Source organism: Nocardioides sp. P4_G10, from assembly GCF_056401175.1.
In genome coordinates this window covers 20,441-44,065 of record NZ_JBFUJV010000004.1, presented here as the reverse complement: position 1 = coordinate 44,065, position 23,625 = coordinate 20,441, and the positions used below count along the sequence as shown (strand labels likewise).

The window sequence follows — 23,625 nt, the reverse complement described above, 5'->3', positions numbered from 1 at the left end:
GGGCGTGGAGGGATTCACACGGCGGGTTCATGTGGGAGATGGCCCGTGTCGCCATGGGAAGCCGGGGTCGACCTCATGCGGAAGGCCTGCGTCTCTCCACGCAGTCAGTCGTCGACCGCGGGATCGGCCGTCGACGAGCCAGCGGACGGTACGGCCGGTGATGCTCGACTCCTCGCCGAGCACGTGCGCGGCTCGACGCATCTGCCTGAGCGAGCGGCGTACGTCGCCCGGGTTGGGTTGGGACCGCAACAGCTCGGCGAGGCCGAGTGCTCCGATCGGAGAGTCGGGGTGACGCACGGCGTACTCGATGACGTGATCGACGGAGACCTCGCCGTGGGCGACACGGATCGAGCACGCGGCACGACGCAGCTTCGGGGGCCGCTCGCGGTCGGCGTCGAGGGGCGACGAGAGCGGCGCCGCGGCGGGCGCCCTCGGCAGGGCGTGACGCGGTGAGGGATGTGGTCGGGGCGACACGAGTCCCAGCAGCGGTTGCGGCAGTTGTACGTCGCCTGTGGCGCCGCGGCCTGCACCAAGAGCTGGATGGTCGGAGCCGGCTCCGAGACCGTAACGATCGAGCAGCGTGCGTGTGAGGCCGTTGATATCCACGTCTCCGCGGAGAGCCCAGGGCGACTGACCCAGGAGCTTGGCGTTGTCGACGATCTGTAACCCGGAGATGGGGTCGGTGGGGTCGAAGGGAAAGGCGTTCGGGTCCGCGAAGGCCACCCTCTCCCACGTTTGGCGCTCTGGCACCCACCGGTGTGCCATCAGTCTCCGGAATGCCGACGATCCGATGCGGGGTGCGGGGAACCACTCCGTCCAGTCGACGACGGCGATGCGAGCGGCAGTGCGATCAAAGGACGTGCCGGGGACGTCCCTGACCGCCATGTGGAGTTCGCGTTCGACGACCTTGCGAAGCCGCCTGCGTCTCTTCTGCCATCGCTCACCGCGCGGCGGGACGGCCAGGACGAAGATGACGGCGGGGCCCCACTCATCGAGTGGCGAGTCGCCGACGAGTCGGACCGATGCGCGGACCTTGGACCTGAAACCGCGCGAGGTGTTGCTGGTGACCTCGAAGACGATGCGCAGGCCGTCGGATCTGACCGCGGTGAGGTCCGCCGCGCGCGCCCCGGAGCGCGCGGACAACCTGGCCCGCTCGCTGGCGAGCTGGTGATGTCGGGAGAACCGCTCTCCAAGAACCGCCGACACGGCGGTGAGCTCGGCGACGCGGAGCCCCAACTCGGCCGCGAGGATGTTGTGCCTGTCCGTGCGCGGTCCGACCCCAAGACCTTGACCGCCCGTGACTGCCAGCCATTGCATCCACGCCAGCTTGTCGAGGCAGGCGCCGCGGCGCCGTACATCGTCGTTGAGTTGGTGGACCGAGATCGGTGCGAGGCCCGGGACGGAGTCGGAGTCGACGCCGGGAAGCAGACCGATGTCGTGGAGCCCAGCCGCAACGCCCATGGTCAACGGCCCAGCGTTGGTGCCCGCGAGACGCTCATCGCCGACGAACGCAGCAAGCTGCTCGGAGGTGCAGGTGTGCCAAGAGTGAAGCACCCCCAGCGCAGCTAGGTGGACCGGGAAACCGTAGGGATTTCGCCGTCGACCCGAACCGAGGATGCGATTCATCGCTTCCTGTTGTGAGAGGTCTACGCCTCGCCTGCGCAGCCATGTCGAACGATCGTCTTCGCACAGCCAGGCTGCTCGCCCGCCGATGGTCCACGGGATCTCGTAGAACGGGTCGGTGCGGTCACCGGCCAGCGGGAACACCTTCGGCTGGCGACGGCGTACGACCACTTGGGTGTCGCGGCGGGGGCTCGCACCGCTGGGGGTACCGGATGGCGGGGTCTGGATCGGTGTTGTCACCACCTTCACCATGCGCCGAAGAACTCAGGTCCCCGTCCGGGCCGTTAGGGCATCGCGGCGCGCCCGAAACTCCCCGGACTCGGGCCGTGAAAATACGCGGCAAGTTTTGGGCGAACCCGCATCGAATCGACCCAGGAAAGCCCCCAGTCCCCGTGCCTTGGAGGGGGGTGATGCTTCACCCTTCGGGTGATCTGACAGCGGGACGACAGCGAAGCGGACATGAAGAGACGGAAGGACCTCGACAAGCACCACGACGCATACGAAAAGCAGACGAGTGGCGGGACAGCACGCACGGTGGGCAATGTTGAGGAACCGAGACGGGACACGAGGCAGACAGCAAGCACCCATCAGCCGAGCGCAGCGAGGCCCACTTGTATCGGCATCAGGTCACGGCCTTGCGTTCGCCCGCCGCTAGGCGAACTCGGCCTGCCGGCCGTCCCAGTGCCACGGACTCAGGAGTCGCAGGCCTCGACCCAGGCGAGGATCGTGTCGACCAGCGGCGGGAGGTGGTCGCCGTACCGGTGCTGGACCTGCAGCAGGTTGCCGTCGGTGATGTCGAGGTCGGCCAACTGTTGGCGGGCTGTCGCCTCGCGGACACGAACCACCCGCCAGCCAGCGGTGAGCAGTGCATGGGTCTTGTCGTGATCGCAGCGGCGCCGGTCGGGAGCACCGTGGTAGCGCAGTCCGTCGTACTCCACGACCAGACGCAGGGAAGGGACGACGATGTCGCAGCGCGCGGGGAGAGAGCGTCCTCGTCGGTCGAGCCATCGGACGTCAGCGGCGGGTGAGTTGCCGACTGCGTCCGCGTGGCGCCTGCTCAGCAAGGCGACGAGGGCGCGTTCGGGGTGTGAGGACTGACCCGTTGGCGGACAGTGCGAGCACTGGCAGCCGTTCATGCGTGCGGCGGGGCTCGCCACCCACCGGTGGGCGAAGTCGACCTTGCAGATCCAGGGAAGGTGGCGGTTGCTGCGGACGTGTATGCGGAGGGGGTCCAGGCCCAGACCGCGTACGCCGTCGACGTCGAGCTCGGCGTACAGCTGGGGCTGGGCCACCGCGAGTGTGGTGGGGTCACCGGGCAGGGCCTCCTGCCCGGCGCAGCGCGGGCACCCGTTGCCGTCCAGTGCCCTCGAGGAGACGCGGGCGTACCAGTCGTAGGTGCACTGGGTGCACAGCCACGACGCCATTCGCCGCGACCCAGGAGTGACCGTCGCCGGGGTTCGGTCGCTGTTTCGGGTGGGGTGCCATTGCTTGGCCAGCTCGGGAGCGAGGGTGGCGAGCGAGGTGGTGTGGTCGGCGCGGTACCCGCGACAGACGGAGCAGCCGGCGCGCATGTGGACCCGGCTGGTGCCGGCTTGAAGCCAGCGGTGGGTCCCGTCATTGGCGACGGGATGCTGCCACGGCAGCGGCACCTTGGTCCCGGGGGCGATGTGCGCGAAGTCGAGACCCATCGCGGCGGCGCGCTCGTGGTCGGCTTCGGCGGCGAGGTCGGGGTGGCGAACGAGGATGCTGTCCTCGTGCGGCACCCACTTCGCCTTGGGGTTGGGCTTGGGTTCACGCGCCATGGTCGTCCCCGATGAGCGCGTCGTACATCGCCGCGGACTCGTGCAGCCACCAGACCACGGCCATGATGCCGCCGTCGGGCATGGTCCGGCGCCAGGGACGCAGCTCGGTCAGGATCTCCTCGAGGTCACCCTCGAGGAGCCCGCCGGGCAGGTGCCGCGAGAGCCGCACCCGGTGACGCTCGCCGGCGTGTCCCTCGTAGAAGAGACGGAACCCGTGCGACAGCGCGAGCGGCGGGATCATGCCCAGCCTCGTACGCCTGCTTTCCACCTTCATCATTTCTTCTCCTCCTTCAGACAGGCGGCGCACCAGAGCAGGTCGTCGCGTTCGGCACACCCGAGGTCGCCGCAGTTCCAACACAGGTGCTGATCCGTGAGCGCCTCGACACACATGTCGACCTCGAGGCGCTGGTCGCGGTCGGCGTAGATGTCGCGCCACGCGGCCACGACCCAGCCCGTCGGAGCATCGAGGTCAAGGACCACCTGAAGCCGCTCGGCGTCGAACGGCGGATGCGTCTCGACGCACCCGAGACCGTTTACGCCCTCCGCCACGAGCGCGAGGAGCTCGGGGGTCTTGAGAACGCCGTGGTCCGCTCCCCGGGTGATTGCGACGCGCCCCTTCGGCTGCGAGACCTGCGGCCGCGCCATCGGCTTGGCGACAACGTGCGTCCCGAGCTCGTGGCAAGACCTTTCCGTCATCTCACCTCCACCTCCCTCGATCCGTAGTTTACGTCAGTGTACATGTTGTCACTTACAACGCAACGTCGTTCCGCCCATAAGGTGCATTAAGCGGTTTGCGCGCGTCGTCGATGACTACGCCTTCGCATGCTCGGAGGAAGAAGCCCAAACCGCCCCACGCAACCCACCGGGATGAATGCTCGAAGCTGGTTCCGCGAATCCGGTCCCCCGACCGATGCCGCCGATGCAGGCTTGTACCGTGCCCGCCTACCGACGAGTGACCACTCCTGAAGGTGCCCGAGCTCTGGCAACGCACCTGAACGGGAACGCGAGGGACCGACCCGTAATCGTGGTGACGACGCCGCACGGCCGGGCGGAGCCGTGGATCGACGTCGAGGAGATCGTCGACCAGGTCGGTGACATCGCCGAGATCTACCTCGTGCCCACTGGCCCGCACTCGTGGGACCTGTCCAACAACCTCCCGGCCATGACGCAGGTCTACGGCGGCGCCGGACGGGTCTATCCGGTTGGCCACGATTGGGCGAGCGAGCCGCGACGGTCCCCGTTGCGGTTCGCCTACAGTGCCGCGGAGGGCCCGAAGGCGACCACCGCGCTCATCGATGACGCACTCCACATGGCGACCGAGGCCGGCCTCTTCGACAATGTGCGGACAGCGGAGCGCGCACGACTGACGGGGGTCGTGGCCGGCATCGTGGCCGACCGCGCGATGGTCAAGCTCGACGGGCGCATGGGCATCGTCCCGGACGCACTGGCCTTCCCCGGCCTGCCGCTGGAGCGGTCGCTGCGGCCCGGCCAGGAGGTGACGGGCCTGTACGACGTCGACAGCCGCTGGTTCGACGTACGGGAGTCCCGCCTCGAACCCGACGTCGCGCTCTCGTCGTACGCGGCAGGCGACGTCGTCCTGGTCCAGGTCGAGTCCGTCGAAGCCAGCCGTGCGTCGGTCTTCCTGCACCCGCTCGTCACCGTGGACGTGACCCACGCTGCCGTCAACTCCAACCCGCTCGACGACCTGTCCGACCTGCTGACTCCCGGCGAGGTGTTGCCGGCGCGCGTCCTCGCGACAGGCGGCGAGTGGCAGCTCAGCCTGCTCGACATCGACGACGACGAGGAGCCGGTGGCCGCGGCCGCCCTCTTCGCGGGCGGCCCACCCTGGCTGGTCCCGGCGACCCCGGTTGGTGTCGCGGAGCCGGCTGCGCCGGACACCGCACCCATCGAGGTCGTGTCGTTCGACGTCGAGATCGAGGTGTGCGACCCGGACACCGAGCCGGATGTCCCCGACGTGCCAGTGACCACCCCAGCACCGGCGGTTCCGAGTCCAGCGATGTTCGACCGCAGCCGCGCCGTCCGACCGCGCCCGGCGCCGGGACCGGCAGAAGCACCGGTAGAGGCACCGGCCCCAGCGGCCGAGAGCGCCAGTACGAAGTCGATGTCGCTCACCATCGCTTCGCTCCAGGCGGAGGTACGGACCGCCAAGCGACAGCGCGACGAGGTGCACGCACAGGCGCTGGGGTTCGCGACCGAGCTCGAGCACCTGCGGACGGAGCTGCGCCAGGCCGAGGACCACGTACGCCGCCTCACGCAGCAGCTCGAGCAGTCCCGGACCAAGCTGCGGAAGTCCCGCTCCAGCTCCAGCACGGCCGACGCGCCGGCCTTCGCCGACCCGGAGCGGGGCTTCCGCTTCCTCGTCGAGCGGGCGTGGGCCACGCGCATCCCCGCCGCCGAACAAACAAGCTGCCCGATGGGTGACTACACGTTGGGTCCGGATTTCCTGCGGAGCCTCGACTCGTTGCATGGCCTCGGCGCTGAACGGGCGGCCGACGTGGTGATGGAAGTTGTCACCGGGAAGGCCGCGCTGTCGGCGGGTCGCGAGCTCCACCAGCTCCGTACGGACGATGCCGGCGGTTCGCCCCAGAGGGTGCGCGAGGACGGGGCACGGGCCTGGCGGGTCAGCCTCCAGTCCAACACCCCGGCCGCACGCCGCCTCCACTACTGGGTGCTGCCTGACGGTTCGATCGAGCTCGCAAAGGTCGGCGTGCACGACGACATGAGCATCTGACTCGGCGAGCGCGGTTGCCGCGAACCGTTCGTGGACCGGGAACGGGCCTGACAGGATGTCGAGGGTGCACCGCGACTACGCCGAAGACCTCCCCTCGTTCTCCGTCCACATGAGCGACGGACCTGAGGGGAACCAAGAATTCGGCTACTCCGAGGGGCTACTCGAACCCCTCGGCCACGAGCTGCTGGTCTGGACCCGACCGACGGAGGGCATGGACCCGGGCCTGGACTGGCCACGTGGCAGACGCGGAGTTCAGGTCCTGTGTCTCGACATCTTGGACGCCGTGGCACGAGGCGAGTTCGCCGTCGACAAGCCGTTGGAGCGCGACCTGCCCAACGGCACTATCGTCCTCACCGTCCGCGCCCCAGAGACTGCGCTGGCTCTGGAAGCGAGTGCTCTGGCTCCGCACACACCGGTCGCACCCGTGGGGTGGGAGCTCCGGCGTGACGACTTCGGCCCACTGTTGCCTGTCAGCCCAACCGAGCTACCCGGTCTGGTCCGCAAAGTCCGCGAGATGATCGCGGCGCTGCCTCCGCACGCCGACGTACCCGCCCACCTCRTCGTCGACGCCGACGCGCTGGGCGACGAGGGCTTCTCGATCTTCGACGCGTTCGGACCGGCCAGCCCGCTGGTCCGTGCGATGGCCGCGTCGATCGCTACGGCAGACGAGCTCGTCGTCGGAGGGCTGCACAACAACGCCTACCTCCTGCGCGACGTGGGCGAGTCCCAGCACCTGTTCGACAGTCGCTTGTCTCGGATCGCTCGCGGCGCCGGCAGGTCCGCCGCAGTGTCCCGCTGCGAGGAGCTCGCGAAGACCCTCCCGATCGCCACGCCGGACGACGCGAACGCAGAGCGCCTCGAGATGGCGGTGCAGGTGACGCTCAAGACCGCCGCGCTCCACGACCGGCTCCACGACGCCGACCGCATGCGCGGCTACGGCCCGTGGGAGACCAGCCTCTACTTCCCCGAGCGACCGCCCGGCCAGGCTTCGACCGACGAGACCATCGCCTCGGTCGAAGCCGCGCTCGCGGCGTTGACGCCGACCACGCTCGCAGAGCTCGTCGACAGGCACGGCCTCGACAGCGGCTTCGGGGACCTCGACATCTACGCCATCACGCACCGCACCGGCGTTCCTGCCCAGCATCCGCTCCTACAGGTCTGGGCTGATCGATGCGCTCGGCATGTCGAGGACGTCCGACTGGTCGTCACCACACTGCTCTCAGCCACGGCATGGCGCATGGAGGACGGTGAGGGCGACGACGACACGTCGGCGTACGTCGGCTGGGGATTGGTCGACGAGTACGGCGACCTGCTCCCCAGCCTTGAGCTTCTTCTGCGACTCGGGCCAAGGCCTGAGGACTACTGAGCTCCCGCACCTGGACACATGCCGGCGCGCAAGATGCGAGACACCTCTGATTGTTCCTCTCTGCCTCCGTCAGGCCTCGCTCGTGTGTGGAAACTCCATCACAGGCCGCGGTGGGGAGCGGAAGACCAGGCCCGAAGCTCGACGACAACATTCATTGCTTCTCCCGGACCAGCGACCCGATCAATCAGATATTTGGTCACGGCGTCCTCGAGTTCAAGTGTGGCGTCTCCGCGCGGATGCGTGCGGCATGACACGATCAGCCGGTGACGACCCACGCGTCGCCCGAGGATTCCCGTGGCAGCGGCCAGTTGATTGGGAAAGTCAGTGACGCCGCCCGCAGTCTCCGCGAGGCGGAGGACAGGCACCGAAGCTCCGCGACCCGGCTCGCGGAGGCCCTCATCGCCGCTCACCAAGGTGGGTTCACCTGGGCGGAGATCGCGCGCGCAGCAGACCTGGGCAGCGCGGAGACCGCCCGGATCAGGGCCTACCGCGCCAGGGACGACGAACAAGTGCCCCCATCGCTTCGATGGCGACGCCAACGCGGCAGCGCCCCACGGTCGACGCCGGACACCCCAGGTGTGTCGATCACCGAGGCCGCCAAACGATTGGGAGTCAGCCGCCAGACCGTCTACGTATGGCTTCGCAGCGGAAAGCTCAAGGCCACGACCGACGATGCGGGCCGCTCGCGCGTATTGCTGGACGAGAACTGAGGGGCTTCGACGTGCCGGACAGGTGGCCGCAACCATCCGCCCGAACGCCAGACGTTGATCGGAGTCTTACGAAGAAACAGGTACCTTCGGCCCCGTGCGCGCGATCTCGCACGTCTATCCCTGTCTGCAGTTCCGGCGCGGCGTGCTGATGCAATCATTACGCTGGCCCTCAGGTGCTCGCTGCTGGGGCGGCGCACCCAGGAAAGGACACACCCGTGGCGAAAGGTCACCGGTGCCCCGATTGTGGCACCTACACGCTTCAACCCGTCAGCACGAACTGGTTGCAGTGCACCTCCTGCGGCCTCAAGAAGCGAGCCTGAGGCAGGAGGGCATGACGAATCCAGACACTCGCAAGGGCGATTACCCCGAACCTGGCCTGGGCTGACGTCTCGTGGCGGACTGGACGCGCGAGGAGCTCATCATCATCTGCGCGGAGCTGCAGGCGAACGACTGGATCGTCTACCGGGCGCGTTCGGACGAGGCCGAGGCATTGTCGGCGCTGCTGAACGACGCGAATTTCATCCCGGTCGACGAGCGTGGTGACAACTTCCGAAGCCCAAGCAGCGTCCAGCGCAAGATGTACGACCTTTCCACCCTCCTACCGACGTACACGGGCAAGCCGACCAAGGGAGGGCGTCCAACGCACGAGGTGCTCGAGGACTTCCTCGCCCAGCCCTTGGAGATGGACGCTATGGCGGCACGACTTCGTGCCGAGATCGCGATCGGCTCGACCCCCGTCGCGCCTCCGGTGGAAGTGGTCGAGGTGGACTGGCGGTCCGACCCCGACATGCTCGACGATGACTTCAAGGCCCCGGAGGGGACGTCGCTTCTTGCCTGGCACTACAGACGCGAGCGCAATCAGACCCTTCGAAAGCGCAAACTCAGCGCTGCGCAAGCCGCGGGACTGCCCATCGCCTGCGAGGTATGTGCCTTCGACTTCGGCGAGACCTACGGCGACCTCGGCGATGGGTTCATCGAGGTTCACCACGTCCTCCCATTGCACGCCTCTGGACCCACGACCACGCGGATGGACGACCTCGCCCTTCTTTGCAGCAATTGCCACCGGATGATCCACCGTGCCCGGCCTTGGCTGACCCCGGATGAATTGAGGAAGCGCCTCGCCTAGACCAGGCGAGCCGATGCCGTGCGCCCGCTCATGGGTGCTCTGGTTCGTCAAGACCACCCCTGTCGTCGGAGCGGCCTAGGCTTTCCCGCATGTGGGAGAGCCCAACGGCCTTGTGGCGACGCCTGAAGTTGGGTCGGGAGGAGTACCTCCAGCGACTCGTCACCACCCTCATCCTCGACGGGGACCCACCACCGTGGAACACGCCACGATCACCGGGCAACGCAGGGCGACGGTTCCTCCAACTGCTGGACGAGACGGCGTACGGCGCGCACGACCAGGGACGGCGCGCGGATCCTCCCGACGTGTTCGTCGACGAGTACCTGCTGCCGAAGGTCGAGGACGACGCTGCCAACGGATGGCCGGACTGGGCCGTATTGTGGTCTGGCCGGGTCTGGGTCATCGAGCTCAAGACCGAGGCAGGCAGTCACCGTCCCGACCAGTTGCCCTACTACCTGCGCCTCGCGGCTGCGGCGCACCCGGGCTGCAGCCTGGACCTGACGTACATCACCGGACCTCTGATCAAACCGGCTCCGGCCATGCTCGATGGTCAGCGCTACAGCCATCTCACCTGGGACCAGGTCGTACCGCTGATCGAGGACGCCTGGGGCCACGACACGCGGCCAGAGGTCGCGGCCTACGTGGAGATGGTCACCACCCTCGTCGGCAATCTCGGCGAACTCCGGCCGTCGGCACAACGCCAACTCGTGCTCGGCCCCCCGGCTGAGGAGGCTGAGGGGCGCACCTCAGATCTTGGCGGTGCGCCGACGGAGAAGCTGACCACGAAACAACCGGACGTTGGCGCCTCATCAGAGTCATCACCCCTATTGGACCTGGCGCGGGCCACAGCTGCCGATGGCCACCAACGCGCCGTTGGATCACAGAGTCCCGAAGAGCTGGAGGCGCTACGTGACCGAGCACTGGCGGAGATGGGGGGCCTCGCTCCAGACGACGTCATCCGATTCGTCCTTCCGTGGCTGTGGGATGCCGCGCGAACGGGCGGCCGTGCCCTTACGCCCGAGGGCGAGGAGTTCGGATACGAGCTTCGGTTCTCGCGCTACAAGAAGCTCCAAGTGGGTGGCTGAGCGGTTCAGTCCACCCGGTCGAGCGGTAGCCGCCCAAGAATCGGCCGGGTCGACGGCCTCTGCGGCAGCCATTGTTGATGAAGAAGGTTCCCGCTGGGCCTTTCGCAGGTCTGCAACCGCAGAGCCCGCGGCCGCCCCAACACTAGTGCGACTGCACTTACAGTCTGGGCACGCGATCCGAGGGCGAGGGAAGGCCATGGCAATCGAGCATGACGAGCATTACTACGTGTGCGAGGAGTGCGAGGGAACAGGCATGGCGGATGTATTCGTCGATGACGACCAGACCGTGAGCGAGTTGTCGTGGTGCGCAGACTGCGGGGACGGCATGAGCAAGGGCACGGGCTACATCGAGGGGGACGACGACGACTGCGATACGAACCCTTGTGACGTCGCAACTGGCGCAATGACGCTGTGACAGCCCCTGCGAGTGGGCTGATCCCCCGGCACCCGGGGGTCAAGACGCTTCGACCATCACAGTGATCGATGGGGACGCACCGCATCACACCAAACGGGGCCGCGCAGCCGAGTGATCCCGACTCCGTCGGCCAGGACCGCCGCCACCACGAGCAGTTCCGAACTCGGGGACACCCGGGCAACGCCATCGAAAATGACCGAGAAGTTGTGGAGTTGCGCCCGCTTTGCACCCGCGAGTTGCCGGGCGCGATCAGGTGGCGGAGGCGCAATGTGCCGGTCGCAGCAGCGAAATCACGCGGAACTGGTTGCAGTGGCGCAACCCGCGATGCCGCCAGAGCCCTGAGGTTCGATGTAGCCATCGCGTGGCGCCTGACCACGTAGAGCGTGTGTTGGCGCAGCCGGTCTGGCACCGGCGGGGCAGGGCGAATGTGGTTCAGACTGAACTGCTCAACGGAGCGGCCTCGGCAAGGTCAACTGTGCAACGCCTTGTTGCACATAGGCGAGGCCTGTTTGCGGGTCCCGGGCTAGCCCCTAGTAGCTCCCTCAATGGGGATGTCCCGCTCCCACCAGGCGGTCGCGACCTGCTGTCTCCAGTCGGCTGGCGGCAGTCCCTCAGGCGTCGTCGACTCTTCCCGAGCTCGGGGTAAGGCCCATCCAGAGGAGACCACGACCTTGAGATCAGGATGGAGCCGTTCGTAACACACTGGGCCCCATCCGCGCCTCAGGCTTTCGGGGTCGCTGAGAGGGCGATGGCACTCCACGCAGTAGCCCGACGGGGCACTGCGGTACGCCCGCGCCAGCCGGCGCACTCGTTGGGTTTCGCTGTGAGCAACCGTGTTCAGTGTCTGATGTCTGTCGTTGACGCTGCTGGGACGCAGGTTGAGGGAGTCGCGCAGGAGCTCGACGGTTAGGGATGCCGCCTCGGCCGAGGTGGGCTCGCGCCGGATCATGAGGACAGGCAACGTCTCGACGGCTCTGGGCACATGGACGAGCGGCCGGGATGGAACGTCTGAGAGTCGCAACGTCAGGGCGGAGCGGAGGGCCGCGTAAGGCTCCGGCTGCGTCGCGCGACACACGATGTGGACAGTGTTGCCGTTCTGGGTCGCGACCCAGTCGAGGCGCAGGGTCCACCCCGCTTCACGCACGCCTTCCCATGGGGACACACGGATCATGCCAACGTCGCGCCGGGTCAACAGCCGGCTGATCCGCCGCTCGAGGAGGTCCCAGTCTGCTTGGCCGTCTGGCGGCGGCGGGGCGGGCAGCTTGGCCAGTTCACCGAAAGCTACGCCGTTTCGGCGCGCCGACGTTATGAGCCGGTCGACGACCGTCGCGGCGGACAGCTCGTCCAGTTGCCATTCGACCGTCGCTCTCCGCACCAGTTCTGCGCGATCGCGGATGCCCATGCGCAGCCATTGCGCGAACCCGCGCTGTCTCCGGAGATCCTCCCGCGGCCCCGCTTCGGCGAAGACCGCAGACACGATCGTATGAATGGTGCCGTGATGAAGCCGGGTCACCTGCGTGATCCGCTCGCTCAGGGTCTCGGCCGTCCACCGAGCTGGATCCGTGATCAGAGCTGTCGATGCTAACGACCTGATGTCGTCCAGCCTCTTGAGAGTGCGCCGCTCGAGTTCGTCGGGAACGTGCGGTGCCACGGACTCATCGTCGCACCCGATCGCAGACCGCGTCCGTCGAACGCACATACCGTCCGGCGCTCGAGGTGTGGTCGTTCTCGGCGAGTTCGTGTGGGTACTAAGGGCCTACCGGAAGGGGCTGCAATCAGTCAGGCCGACCTGGCCGTTCGGGCCGGGGTGTCCGTCGACGCGATCAGAAATTCGAGAAGGGCCAGCGCCGGCCGCGCGCGGATCTGATGTTCCGCCTCTTCTTGGCCCGTGGCGCCGAATCGACCCCTACCTCGTACAGGAGCAGTTCCCAACTCGCGCGTCACGAGGAGGGTGACTCGCAAGAGTGAGCGCCCGGGAACGTTTGGCGCAGGCTGGGCGCGGCAGCTCGCGGCCTGGCCACTAGTAGACCGCGGCGCCCGGACGGCGAACCGAAGCGATTAGGGGACCTCGCAGGCCGCGTGGTCTAGTCGCTATCCCGTAGCTGAGGGAAGCATTCATCGAGGCGGGCAAGACGCCTTGCCTCTAGTCCGGGTGGTTCGAGTTGTAGGTGTCGAGGTCCCCGTACGAGTCCTTGACGTAGTTGCGGAACTCCCTGCTCCAGCTCCCCGTTTCTCGGTAGTACCTCTCTGGGTCGTAGTTCCCCGTCGCCCAATAGGTGCGTTCACTGTCGCGGTGGTCGCCACCGGGTCTGACCGAGGGGTGAGCGTCACCGCGGTCCTGGAACCCGATGACGTCTAGGAAGCATCCGACTACTCGCCACTGCGCTCTCTTGGCGTCCGCGAGGCCCACGATGAAGACCCAGTAGAGCCCGGCGAGAATCGAGGCTAGCCCAGCGAATCCGAGTAGTTCCGCCCTGAAACCGCGCGGATCTTCCGAGCCCAAGGACGCCGAGAACGGCCCCACGGTGAACGCTGCACAAAGGACCAGGATGAAGCCCGTGAGGAGAAAGTCCCCKACGCTGAGCCGCAGCCTGCGAGCGGTCCGAACCCTTCGAGCCTCGTCGCCGCCAAGAACCAGCGCCCGGTACTCGACGAGCTCGGCGCTACTCAGCCGCCTCTCGTCCAGTCCGCAGACGATGAGACGTTTGCTCCCGTTGTCGACGAGGGTCTTGTCCGCACCGTGCCGCTCGCGCAGGTGACGCGCCGCTGACGACTCGGCCTGAAGGGACTCGGTGGTCCACCCGCAGTCACAGGTGAGCTTGCGCCCACCGAACTTGCTCCGCTGTCCAGACGGGCCGCCCCTGACGGTAACCATGCCTCGCATGAGCCACACCCTAGGACTGCCGCTCCGTCGCTGCACCGAACTTCGCGAGAGCTTGTCCCTGCCTCCTCGGCACCCTCACTACGGGGCCTGCTGTGCCTAGGAACGTCGCCCGCCGCCCGGCAAACCCCCGAGGTAGATCTTCTCGACGCCTCGGGCTGGAAAGCGTTCTGCGCTCTGTCTCTTCGGGAGCGCGTACCGGCGGTCCTTGCTCCGCTGGGCCTCGCGCTGGGCAATTTGCTCCGACGTGAGTTCGTTGGCGGGCTTTAAGGCCCCGCCGACGAGTGTTGGGCTGAACGCGTCTCGACTCCAGCTTCGCTCGTCGGCGGAATCATTCGCTGGAGGGGCCTCTCGAGAGCCAAGACTCGCTTGAGTCTCTACCGCGGACGGCGGCTGTGTGGCGAAAGGACGGGCGGCACGAATCCTTTCCCCGTACGCATCTTCGAAGGCGGCCTGAACCGTCGGGGTGAGCCAGTCCTGGGATGTCTGCGCGTCGACACCGACGCGGCGTAGGGCCAGTACGACGAACTTGGCCGTCGTTCCGTAATGGGTTGCGAGGTCGCTGACGGTGACGCTGGTGGAGCCACCGATTCGCCGATTGGACACGCGCTCAGGCTAGCCGGGTCATCGACTGCCGTAGACAGAATCGGACCTGCAGCGGCCGACTGGGCTAGGTCGACTAGCTGCTGGGGCGTCAAGCGCTGACTTGGCCGTTCAGATCCTCATGGACGAGTTCGCCGAGGAGCTTCACGAGCTTGGTCTTGAAGGCGTCGTCGCCGAAGAACTTGTCCACCATCGTGTTGTGCGACTCCTGAGTCCCCACGACGGCCTCCGTGACGGCCTCGGCGAGGTCCGGCGACTCGACGAACTGCTTGGACCCGTTCGCGGCCCCCTGCTCCTGGACGGTGTCGTCCTCCTCAAGGACAGTCACGAGTGACTGCACCCAGGACTGCTGCTGCCCGGGCGTGACGTCCTCGTAGGCGAAGAGATCGTTGATCTTCGTCAGCACCTCTTCGAGACGAGATTGGCTCTGGTCTGCCTCGGGTTGGTCCATCTGGACTCGCACCGACCAGAGTCCACCAGTGAGCGAGTTCTCGACGACCGGACGCTTGCATCGGAGGGGCGCTCGCTAGACCGTGACCAGGCGTCCGACTCCTCTGGATCGTCGGTGCTGCGCCAATTCACATCCGTCCGCTTCACGGCCTCGAGCTAAGAGGCGACGCTTGCGAATCGTCCGCGCGCGACACGGACGACCGATAGCGTGCTGTCGGTAGCGCGCAGGCGCACCGACGGTTGTACGAAAGGTGACAATGGGTCTTTTCAGCAAGAAGTCGAGTGACGACGAAGAGGACTGGACAACCGAGTGCCGGAACTGTGGCGGCACGGCCACCAATTGGAACTTCTGTAGCGATGCTTGCAGCCTGGAGCACTGGGAGAACGAGCAGCGAGCTAGCTCGGGTCGGACGTACAACACCGACCCGAACTGTCCTGCTTGTGGAGGCTCCGGTTCGTGCAAGCTCTGCGAAGACAACGGTTGGTAGCGCAGCCCGGCTCCAAACCGCGGCACGAACCCATATCCGGTGGTATGACAGCCGCATGAAACCCGTTGCCGAGGCGACTCCTGCCACCCTCGTCGAGCTGGAAGGTTGCCCAGGTCTGGCGTTGGTGTTTGGTGAGCAGGCAATCTCGGGGTTAGACGTGATCCCTCCGCCACTCTTTCCAACGAGCGCTGCGTCCTCAGCGACCGATGCGATCGGTGCACTTGCCGGCAGCGCGAACATCGCGGCCCAAGCGGGCCAAGCCACGGCTGGCCTTCAAGGGCTGGTCAGGCTCACCCCGGAGACCTTGACAGCACTCCAAACAGCGACGCCTATGACCAACGCCGCGGGGGCAAACCTAGGGGCGCTCGTCGACTCTTCGGGCAAGATTGCCCACTCCGTGCAATGGGTCCCCGCAGGAGCAGCGGGCGCCGTCGGCGTGGCTGCCGCCTTGGGACCCGCCGTCGCATTGCTGCTGATCCAATTGCAGCTCGCAAAGATCTCCACCCTCGTCCGGGAGAATATCGCGCTGACCGACGACTTGCTCCAGACAGTAAAACGGGAGCAGTGGGCCGGTGTTGAGGGGCTTCACACCGCGATGCTCAAGGCAATCGACGAGGCCCAGCACGTAGGGCACGTGACCGGCCACATCTGGGAAAACGTCGCAGGTCATGAAGCAGAGTTGCGCGCAAGCCGAACGCTCTTCCGAGACAGCGTCAACAACCACAAGACGAAACTCGCTGCCAAGAAGGATCACCGGGCCCGAGTGGAGTACCTGAAGCACCACGCCGAGGAGTTGATCACCGACGCCCAGGCGATGATTCGGGCACAGGCCGCGTGGTTCACATATCAAGCCATCAGAGCAGGACGGGTACACGCCGACCCGAACGAACCTGACTCCCTTGTAAGGAAGATCGTTGTCGACGCAAGAACGGAACACGACCAAGAGCTCGAGGTGGTGGATCAGTTACTGCACCAGCTCCACTGGGAACTCTCGGTGCTCGCCGACCTGCCCGGTAAGAAGACCGTCCCGTTCACCAAGTCTCGTCGTGCGGCAGAGGACGTCGCACGCGTCTCGAGATTCTTGAAGGATCAGGTCAGCGCGATGCGCGAGTCCATAAGTATCGAGGTACCTCCACTCCCCGAGCCCATGGTTGTCGCCTTCCCCCACAGCCTTCCAGAGCACCTCCCACGGGTGATCCGCTGGCACCTGAGAGAAGAACAGTTACTCGCCGTTGCCGAGACCAAGACGAAGTGGAAGGGCCGGTCCTGGACGCACTACCTGGCCGCGACCGACAAGCGCCTGCTCGTTCTGGCGAAGGAGGACTTCGAGCGACATGGAGAGATCAACCGGTCGATCGATCTGAACTCGATTCGCTATGTGCGGTACCGGCCTGCCAAGGCGGGAGAGAAGGGGCGCCTAGACATCATCACGCCCGAACGCGACCACCATTACGAGTTCGAAACCTGGGCAGCCCACGGTGACTGCGCAGAGGCGGCGCAGAGGTTCGCTGACATGCTGGGCAGCCGTATGAACCTCCCGGCATCTGAGATTCCCGGTTCTCCAATTGTCGGTGCACTTGCAGTTGGTCTGACTGGCCTTGAGGCATGAACCTCGAGGAAGTCGCATCTCCCCCACTATGGCTGGGGTGGCTGCGCCACCCAGCCATAGTGGGCGGATGGCAGGCGCTGCGCTGACGCTCCGGGAAGGATCCGGGGTGCGGCCGACCCCCGCCGCTAGCCGCCCCATGCCGTCTGCTCGAGCGAGTCGAGCGCGGCCAGCACATCCGCACTCCCTCGGAGATGTAACACATCGATAGGTCGAGCACCCTCGAGATAGGAGTCGTGCCCGAACAGCCAGCCGTTGATGATTTCTGGCACGTAGATCAGGCACCCGCGCGCGACCACGTGATCGAGCTCGATCAGCAACTTTGCCTGTGCCAGCGTCGGCATCACAGTTCCAGCACGCCACTTGGACAGCAGCGGACGGGTGATACGAAGGCACTCCGCCACTCGCGTAGCCGTGCCGAGTGCGTCGATGAGGAGCTCGACGCGAGTCGCCACCAGCGACTCGAAGGTATGAGTCTTTCCTGCCATGGCGACATCCTCGCCCAAGCAACCGACAGGTCCGCTAGTACGAGTCGCAGGGCGCCGCCCGACGGCCCGGTGCACCGACTCGGCTCGATGGGGCATCCGCGCAACCCGGGACGATGTCCGGATACACGGTGCAAGGACGGTTGCAGAAACCCTTCCAGAAGCCTGTTTGATAACGATCCACCGCACGGCCCACCACGAGCCCTCACGTGACACCCAGTAGGCCTCTGAACGGCGAAACGCACGACGGGCGCCCTCGGAGAAAGCGGAACTCGCATTGACCAAAGAAGGTCACGCGCCGCTACGGATCGGGCGGTTTGGGTTCGACTCCTGGCGCGCAGATCGACATGCAGCAGATGCGAGCTCGCTGCCCTGCGGTCTTGTCCTTCTCCGGGCTGACTGAGAGAGACCACCCGCTAACCCGCGGCCGACCAATGTCGGCGCAGGCGAAACCGGCACCGTGACGCACAGCCTCGGGCCCGGCTCCGGAGAGCCGGCGCGCTCCTCGGTTACATACGGTGGCATTTCAGATCCTCGACGCCTCCGACTGCGTGCAATTACCGTCCTTCGAGCCACCTACTGTCCGTCCGTCGCGGCGGCCGCGTCGAGAGCGCCGCACCAAGCGGGCGGCTCGGCATGTCTGTCGAAGTCGGTCACCGCGATCGTCAGGGTCGGAGCTGGACTAAAGGAAAGTGTTCCTTGGACCATGTCCGCGCGGCCCCGTCCATCGTGAACACCTCGGCGTTGAGTCGTTCGCCAAGGATGATGAGCTGCTCGTCGGTCAACCCGGGACACGCAAAATCCTCAGCAGCTGAGCGTGCGTGGAGCTCGAGCTGACGGTGGCAGTCATGAGCGGACTCATCCTCCGCGATGTGTAGCTCCCGGCCCTGGAACCGGCTTCGTTGGATGTCACGCAGACACCGTCGTGCCGGGCCACGTGGAATCCGGCGCTCAACAGCAGCCGGAAGCGAACCGCTGAGGAGCTCGAGTGCGACACGGTGCGGCAGCAGCACGGCGGAATGTCGTTCCATTGCGTCGCGCACGTCCGGGCTGTCATGGACGTTCGGGTCGAGCATCACGTTGGTGTCGAACAGCGGGCCGCGGGCGCGACCTCGCCCGGGACGGGCGGTTCGGCTGACCGGAGTCGTGCTGCCGAACGCCGCGAGCGCGTCGAACGGGCCGGGCCGATACCCGCCCTGCACACGGGGCGCCTGGGCTGAGACGCGGACGTAAAGGCTCTCGTTGTAGAGGTCGACAACGAGCTGCGCCAGCGAGTCATACTTGGCGACGACGTGGGTGCGAACCCGGGTTCCGTCGTCGCGCACCAAGTCATCGAGCTCTCGAATCGCTCCGATCATGACCAGCTGGTGGACGTGCAGCTCGTACTTGCTCACCAGGTCGCGGGCCTGGGTGGTCAGGCGGATGCTCGACCGGACCACGGCCGCGTCCCGTAGCAACACGACAAGCTGCTGACCATCGGGCAACGCGGGGGCGCGGCCCAAGAACGAGAGCGTCTCCGCATACCTTTCTCTTGCTTCCGGCGTGAGCTCCGTGCATGACTTCTCCGAGATTCTTGCAACAGTGTCCGAAAGGACGCATAGGACCGGCGACCGCATCTCGGAGGGGAGCTTAGGCACGGCGCGTCCGTGGGCGAGGTCAACAGTCGCTTCCAGGTCGAGGAGCACTATGTCGGACGAGCGCTCCACCAGCTCGCTCCGGCTGATGCGGATCACTCTGGGTCCGGCGGGAACGTCGGGATTACGTCTTCGAGGTCGTCGTAGTCGCTGTACTCGAGCAGCAGTTCGGCCTGACGTAGCCACGCCTGGCGGGTGCGCGCGAACGCAGAGTCGAGCATCTCGACGCAGCCGACCACGCCCCTGCTCGCTTTGTCGACATACATGGTGGGCGCGAAGGAGCCCTCGGCGGCTGTGAGCTCGGTCCACGCGGTGGCCGAGAACCTGCCCGAGCGGTAACAGATCGGCAGGAGCATCCCCCATGGGTGACGCTCGCGGAGCCGGGTAGCAAGGACGTGACCTTCCAGGCGCGTCGTGCCGCCCTCGGGCGGGAAGTCGTGGTCGAGGATCAGGACAAACGGCTCCTCGCGTCGGATGAGCGCCGGTACAGCGGTCGTCAGCTGCTGATACGTCACGACCTCGCGGCCCGGATAGTCGAACCCGAGGTAGGCGACGTCGTCCCGCAGCACATCTGGGTCGTCGTCGACAACGACGACCGGCAGCATCCGGGAGTTCACTTCAGCGCCCTTCCTGCGGGGAGCTCGATCGTCACCCACGCGCCGCCACCCTGCTCCAGCGTGGCGAGGCGCCCGCCGGCCAGGTCGACACCTTCGGCGGTCGATCTTAGGCCGATCCCGAGTCCGTGGTCGGGCGAACTCGTGTAGTTCCATGACCGGATGTCGTCCATGAGGTTGGCTGGCAACCCAGAGCCGTTGTCCCGTACGCCGATCGTGACGATCCCGTATCGCTGGTCTTCGCCTAACTGCGGCGCCCGGAAGTGTGTCGACACCGATATCCGGAAACCCCCCTCCGGCGTGCGTCTCTGCGAGCGAAGGAGGTCGCCCTCTTTGACACTGTTGCTTATCAGGTTCTCGATGAGGAATGCGACGAGTCCCGGGTTGGCCTCGGTGGTGAGGCCCTCCTCGAGGTCTCTCTCCACCAGGATCGACAACCGGTCGGTCGTGGACCGGAAGGACGCAAGGACCTCGTCAATGACAGGTTCGAGAAGGGTCGTCCCACTCACGTCGTCGCGCTCGCCGATCCGCAGCAGGCGGCGCAGTCGTTCGATCCGCTGGCCGGCCTCCTCGAGACCGGGCCTCACGAGGGCCAGCGCCGCCCGCGCTCGGTCGTCGGACTCCTCGGCCCGCCGCAGGACCGGGAGGGCGTCATTCAGATTCTTCCCGGGAACGGCCATCATATGAAGCACGAGACCTTGGAAGTTGCGGAACTGCTCAGCTGTGAGCATGTCCGCACGCCGCTCGCCAGAGACGAGGTCGCTCTCGTCGTCCATGCCGGTCACGTGGCTCGCAGCTGACGCGACGAGCGCTGGCTGCATGTCGGAAGGCATGACGACCCCGAGGTGCTCGGCGAGGCGGTGCAAGACCAGGACAGCTGGGCTGTCGCGTCTGGCCTGGGCACGGCGCAGTTCACCCGCAAGGACGGTGCGGCAGTTCTCGTCGACGTCAGCTGTCCCAATTGCTGTCACTACGTGGCTAGGCTCAACGGCGTCGAACTCACCGGCGACGCGCACTAGCCGGAGGAAGTCCGGTGAGCTCCACTCCATGCTGTCGACTCCCAGCTCGGTCGCGGCGCGGTCGACCTCGGCGCCCGAGCCCGCGCGCCCTGCTGCCTCCAGCCGGTCAAGCTGTGCGTCGCGGCTGGCACGGTGCCCAATCGTGTCGAAGGCGCGGTGCACTCGATCGACTCCAGCCACGAGGCCGTAGCGGGCGTGGGCCGCGCTGACCGCGGACAGGGTTGCAACTAACTCGTCGTGAGCAGTGTGGCACGACCGGAGTCGGCTGCGGACGTCGTTGGCGAGCGGACCGTAGGCCCAGTAGCGGCCCGTCGGGTAGGAGTCGGCTATGCGCAACAGCTCACCTTGGCTGAAGTTGGCGTCGACCACGGACAGTCCTGGAGCTGAGCGGAGGGCAGCCAGGGCCTCGAGAAGAACTTCTTCGCCCCGAGCGAGACACCTTGCAACGTTGTCCCGAACTGCAGCTGGGGTGCTTTCGCTGGACTCGACCCGGGCGATCGAGAGACCACCCACGACGAAGGTCGTCCACAGCCCGGCCGTCATCGATTGACCGCCGAGAAGTGCTCGGACCCGGTCGAGGTGATCGAGCCGTGCTTCGCGAGGCAGTGCCACCATGAGGGACTCGAGCATCGCGGGAGTGGGGTCGATCCGGGCGCGCGTCAGCCGCTCCACCTGTCGGTCGATCAGCGAGTAACGACCGACCTGGCTGAGCTCCGCGAAGGCCTCCGCGAACGCGCGAATCGACTCGGTAGCCCGGTACTGCAGCCGCACTGCCTCCTCCCTGTCGGGCGTCGACGGCTGACTCCGATTGACCCGCAGCTGGCGTTGCACATAGATCATGTGGTTGAGGGTGGCGCCGCAGTCGCGCTCCCACCGGTCTGGTCGGCCCCATCGCAGGGCGCGCACCCAGCTCTGGAGTACTGATGGAGGACACGCGACGAGGGCCTCACCGTCGCCGAAGTCCCACAGCTTCTCCAGCAGCTCTAGCGAGCGTGCGGGCTGCCGTTCGACGGTGAAGCGGTCCGCCACGGCCGCGACGAGGTCGGCGTACTCGTCACTTCGTCTTTCGGAAGGTAATGCCGCCACGGCTACGGTCCATGCGTCTAACGCGTCGACAGGCAGCTGAGCGACACGTGACAGCCCGTGCGTCACTAGTGCCCGGTTGACTTGGGGATGGAGCGAACCCGCCCGCGGAAGGACGATCTCGAGTAGGGGGAGGTCATCCGCGGCGGTGAGGGACGCGACAGCTGTGAGTTGGTCGGACTCAGCCTGCTCGCGGGCGGCGCCCAGCCAGGCGCAGACGCTCTCCCCATTGTCGAGCAGGAGCCGCAGAACCACGCGCCAGGTCTCCTCGTCGACGCGGAAGTGGGTGCGGTGGTCGAGTACCCACGAAACCGCAACGTCAGCACCACGAGCAAGGATGACTGCCGCGAGCATCTCCTCGAGCATTCGTCCGGTGACCCGGACAGCCTGCCAAGAAGAAAGCACGTCGGCGGCCAGCAGCGGACGTGTGAGTGCAGCCGACCGGATGGTCTTCTGCACGATCTCCATCGAAAAGTACGACCTGCCGTCGCGCATGGCGGCGCTCACGAATTCCACCGCTTCGAGAATCAGATCGGCGTTGAGCAGCGCGTTGAGTCGGCGGTTCTGCGCCTCGGCGAGCTGGAACCGGGGCAACTGCCCGTGCTTCTTGTGAAGGTCGGCCGCTTCGAGCCAGCGGCCGCAGTTCTCGTAGGCGCACGTCAGTGCAAACAGCATCTCGCCGCCGTCATCCTCGGCGCCGAATGGCGACGCGGCACACAGCGCCGTGACGGCGTCGACGTCGCCTTTCATGGAGAAGCTGCGGGCCGCGGTGCCATAGAGGCGGGGGCTGCTCTCACGGGCTCTTTCGGCCACGGCGATCGCCGCCTGAACGAGCTCCAGGTCGCCCCCACGAGCGGCCCGGCCGACGATTCGGATGGCTGCCGCGCTATCTCCGAACCCTCCGGCCGCTTCAGCGCGTCGCACCTTGGACGCGAGCCCGGCCGTGCCGATTCCGCGGGCCAGAAGGGCCTCGTCGAGTCGCCGCTGTGCTTCTTGGTCGAAGCGCAGCGAGGCGTGTTTAGCAGTCTCCAACCGCTCGTCGATCCAGTTGGGGGCGAGGTCAACAAGCGACTCGATGGTCGCGACTGCTCCGTCGATGTCACCGCAGCGCAGCTGCCATTGCACCATGAGCGTCCGCGGTCCCACGGCCTCAGGAAAGGCGTCCAAGTGCCGCTGGAACGTGCCAGACACCACCTCGCGCTGCTCAGTGAAGTGCTGCAACTGCGCCAGCACCGCACGGCAGACCCGCTCGTCTTCAGAGTTCCGGAGCTGCGCTGCGTGCAGATCATCGAGGTTGCGTGCATCGAACTCGGACCGGTCCTGAGCGTTCCCTTTATAGGAGGTCTTGAGTCGGGAAAGGACCAACTCAGCGGATGGGATCGCGTCGGTGGTGCTGTTGTAGACGGCGTACCGGAGGTTGTCGAGAAGTCTGATGAGGTCGGGATCCGGTGATGCTGTCATGGCTGGAGGCTAGTTGCTCTGGACACACGACAAGCAGGTCAGTGTCAACACGGCTGTCTCACCGCCGTGGCTGCATGCGCATCATCTTCCCGCCGTGCCAACGGCATTCTGGACTCGGAGACCTTCTGCCTGGATTCCATGTGCAGCGCGTGATCTCACATCTGAACCGGCCTGCTGGTGCATGCTCTGCTGTCCGTGGCCATGGGCAATCGCAGCGCCGCACGCACGAGACGTTCCACCGGACGGGCCCCACGATCGAGGGTGCAGAAACGGTTGCAGGAACCCCTCCAGAAGCCCGTTTGATAACGATTCGCCGCACGCCCCACCACGAGCCCTCATGCGGCGTCCAACACGCCTCTGACCTGCGCAAACGTCGGCAAGCGCCCCTTCAAAACGACGCGACTCGATCGCGCCCGAAGAAGGTT

The 23,625-nt window shown here is 66.4% G+C and carries 18 protein-coding genes; 7 read left to right on the top strand and 11 right to left on the bottom strand.

Annotated elements, in window-relative coordinates:
* Positions 1–27: 27 nt before the first annotated feature.
* The 4 genes from AC1DP1_RS07325 to AC1DP1_RS07310 form a co-directional block, all read right to left on the bottom strand.
* The gene (locus AC1DP1_RS07325; protein ID WP_477506307.1) at positions 28–1,875 is read right to left on the bottom strand and encodes a hypothetical protein; all 1,848 of its coding nucleotides are present in this window, start codon (positions 1,873–1,875) and stop codon (positions 28–30) included.
* A gap of 440 nt (positions 1,876–2,315) precedes the next feature.
* Positions 2,316–3,425 (bottom strand): zinc-ribbon domain-containing protein, encoded by a 1,110-nt coding sequence (locus tag AC1DP1_RS07320; RefSeq protein ID WP_477506306.1) that lies wholly within the window; start codon positions 3,423–3,425, stop codon positions 2,316–2,318.
* On the bottom strand, positions 3,415–3,702 hold the full coding sequence (locus AC1DP1_RS07315; protein WP_477506305.1) for a hypothetical protein: 288 nt from the start codon (positions 3,700–3,702) through the stop codon (positions 3,415–3,417). Before AC1DP1_RS07315 ends, AC1DP1_RS07320 begins: the two co-directional genes overlap by 11 nt.
* A complete protein-coding gene (locus AC1DP1_RS07310; RefSeq protein WP_477506304.1) occupies positions 3,699–4,070 on the bottom strand; it encodes a hypothetical protein in 372 nt (123 codons plus the stop codon). The genes AC1DP1_RS07315 and AC1DP1_RS07310 overlap by 4 nt, the downstream gene beginning before the upstream one ends.
* Positions 4,071–4,452: 382 nt before the next feature.
* Between AC1DP1_RS07310 and AC1DP1_RS07305 the strand changes: the two genes are divergently transcribed.
* The 6 genes from AC1DP1_RS07305 to AC1DP1_RS07280 all read left to right on the top strand — a co-directional run bounded on the left by AC1DP1_RS07305 (position 4,453) and on the right by AC1DP1_RS07280 (position 10,876).
* Positions 4,453–6,177: a hypothetical protein gene (locus tag AC1DP1_RS07305; RefSeq protein ID WP_477506303.1), complete on the top strand. Its 1,725-nt coding sequence runs from the start codon at positions 4,453–4,455 to the stop codon at positions 6,175–6,177.
* Between the two features lie 64 nt (positions 6,178–6,241).
* On the top strand, positions 6,242–7,543 hold the full coding sequence (locus AC1DP1_RS07300) for a hypothetical protein (RefSeq protein WP_477506302.1): 1,302 nt from the start codon (positions 6,242–6,244) through the stop codon (positions 7,541–7,543).
* 263 nt (positions 7,544–7,806) lie between these two features.
* Entirely contained in the window at positions 7,807–8,253 is a 447-nt protein-coding gene (locus AC1DP1_RS07295; protein ID WP_477506301.1) for a helix-turn-helix domain-containing protein, read from the top strand.
* Positions 8,254–8,644: 391 nt separating this feature from the next.
* Complete coding sequence (locus AC1DP1_RS07290) at positions 8,645–9,379, top strand: HNH endonuclease (RefSeq protein WP_477506300.1); 735 nt, start codon at positions 8,645–8,647, stop codon at positions 9,377–9,379.
* Between the two features lie 89 nt (positions 9,380–9,468).
* Positions 9,469–10,461 carry a hypothetical protein gene (locus AC1DP1_RS07285; RefSeq protein WP_477506299.1) on the top strand — a complete coding sequence of 331 codons (993 nt, stop codon included), beginning with the start codon at positions 9,469–9,471 and terminating at the stop codon, positions 10,459–10,461.
* Positions 10,462–10,657: 196 nt separating this feature from the next.
* Complete coding sequence (locus AC1DP1_RS07280) at positions 10,658–10,876, top strand: hypothetical protein (protein ID WP_477506298.1); 219 nt, start codon at positions 10,658–10,660, stop codon at positions 10,874–10,876.
* Positions 10,877–11,399: 523 nt separating this feature from the next.
* Here the strand turns inward: AC1DP1_RS07280 and AC1DP1_RS07275 are convergent.
* The 3 genes from AC1DP1_RS07275 to AC1DP1_RS07265 all read right to left on the bottom strand — a co-directional run bounded on the left by AC1DP1_RS07275 (position 11,400) and on the right by AC1DP1_RS07265 (position 14,766).
* Positions 11,400–12,527 carry a DUF6011 domain-containing protein gene (locus tag AC1DP1_RS07275; protein ID WP_477506297.1) on the bottom strand — a complete coding sequence of 376 codons (1,128 nt, stop codon included), beginning with the start codon at positions 12,525–12,527 and terminating at the stop codon, positions 11,400–11,402.
* Between the two features lie 492 nt (positions 12,528–13,019).
* The gene (locus AC1DP1_RS07270) at positions 13,020–13,760 is read right to left on the bottom strand and encodes a hypothetical protein (protein ID WP_477506296.1); all 741 of its coding nucleotides are present in this window, start codon (positions 13,758–13,760) and stop codon (positions 13,020–13,022) included.
* Positions 13,761–14,451: 691 nt separating this feature from the next.
* Positions 14,452–14,766: a hypothetical protein gene (locus tag AC1DP1_RS07265; protein ID WP_477506295.1), complete on the bottom strand. Its 315-nt coding sequence runs from the start codon at positions 14,764–14,766 to the stop codon at positions 14,452–14,454.
* Between the two features lie 587 nt (positions 14,767–15,353).
* Here AC1DP1_RS07265 and AC1DP1_RS07260 point away from each other — a divergent pair.
* A complete protein-coding gene (locus AC1DP1_RS07260) occupies positions 15,354–16,907 on the top strand; it encodes a hypothetical protein (protein ID WP_477506294.1) in 1,554 nt (517 codons plus the stop codon).
* A gap of 125 nt (positions 16,908–17,032) precedes the next feature.
* Here AC1DP1_RS07260 and AC1DP1_RS07255 read toward each other — a convergent pair whose 3' ends face one another.
* The 4 genes from AC1DP1_RS07255 to AC1DP1_RS07240 all read right to left on the bottom strand — a co-directional run bounded on the left by AC1DP1_RS07255 (position 17,033) and on the right by AC1DP1_RS07240 (position 23,200).
* Positions 17,033–17,392, bottom strand: a complete 360-nt coding sequence (locus AC1DP1_RS07255; RefSeq protein ID WP_477506293.1) for a hypothetical protein — start codon at positions 17,390–17,392, stop codon at positions 17,033–17,035.
* A gap of 662 nt (positions 17,393–18,054) precedes the next feature.
* A complete protein-coding gene (locus tag AC1DP1_RS07250; protein ID WP_477506292.1) occupies positions 18,055–19,122 on the bottom strand; it encodes a hypothetical protein in 1,068 nt (355 codons plus the stop codon).
* The gene (locus AC1DP1_RS07245; RefSeq protein ID WP_477506291.1) at positions 19,119–19,640 is read right to left on the bottom strand and encodes a hypothetical protein; all 522 of its coding nucleotides are present in this window, start codon (positions 19,638–19,640) and stop codon (positions 19,119–19,121) included. Before AC1DP1_RS07245 ends, AC1DP1_RS07250 begins: the two co-directional genes overlap by 4 nt.
* Positions 19,637–23,200 (bottom strand): ATP-binding protein, encoded by a 3,564-nt coding sequence (locus AC1DP1_RS07240; protein WP_477506290.1) that lies wholly within the window; start codon positions 23,198–23,200, stop codon positions 19,637–19,639. The genes AC1DP1_RS07245 and AC1DP1_RS07240 overlap by 4 nt, the downstream gene beginning before the upstream one ends.
* Positions 23,201–23,625: the final 425 nt, after the last annotated feature.

Excerpts from the sequence above, each read along its gene's own strand:
- AC1DP1_RS07315 (WP_477506305.1), bottom strand. The coding sequence starts at position 3,702 with ATGATGAAGGTGGAAAGCAGGCGTACGAGGCTGGGCATGATCCCGCCG.
- AC1DP1_RS07285 (WP_477506299.1), top strand. The coding sequence starts at position 9,469 with ATGTGGGAGAGCCCAACGGCCTTGTGGCGACGCCTGAAGTTGGGTCGG.
- AC1DP1_RS07320 (WP_477506306.1), bottom strand. The coding sequence starts at position 3,425 with ATGGCGCGTGAACCCAAGCCCAACCCCAAGGCGAAGTGGGTGCCGCAC.
- AC1DP1_RS07240 (WP_477506290.1), bottom strand. The coding sequence starts at position 23,200 with ATGACAGCATCACCGGATCCCGACCTCATCAGACTTCTCGACAACCTC.
- AC1DP1_RS07280 (WP_477506298.1), top strand. The coding sequence starts at position 10,658 with ATGGCAATCGAGCATGACGAGCATTACTACGTGTGCGAGGAGTGCGAG.
- AC1DP1_RS07260 (WP_477506294.1), top strand. The coding sequence starts at position 15,354 with ATGAAACCCGTTGCCGAGGCGACTCCTGCCACCCTCGTCGAGCTGGAA.
- AC1DP1_RS07255 (WP_477506293.1), bottom strand. The coding sequence starts at position 17,392 with ATGGCAGGAAAGACTCATACCTTCGAGTCGCTGGTGGCGACTCGCGTC.
- AC1DP1_RS07325 (WP_477506307.1), bottom strand. The coding sequence starts at position 1,875 with ATGGTGAAGGTGGTGACAACACCGATCCAGACCCCGCCATCCGGTACC.
- AC1DP1_RS07310 (WP_477506304.1), bottom strand. The coding sequence starts at position 4,070 with ATGGCGCGGCCGCAGGTCTCGCAGCCGAAGGGGCGCGTCGCAATCACC.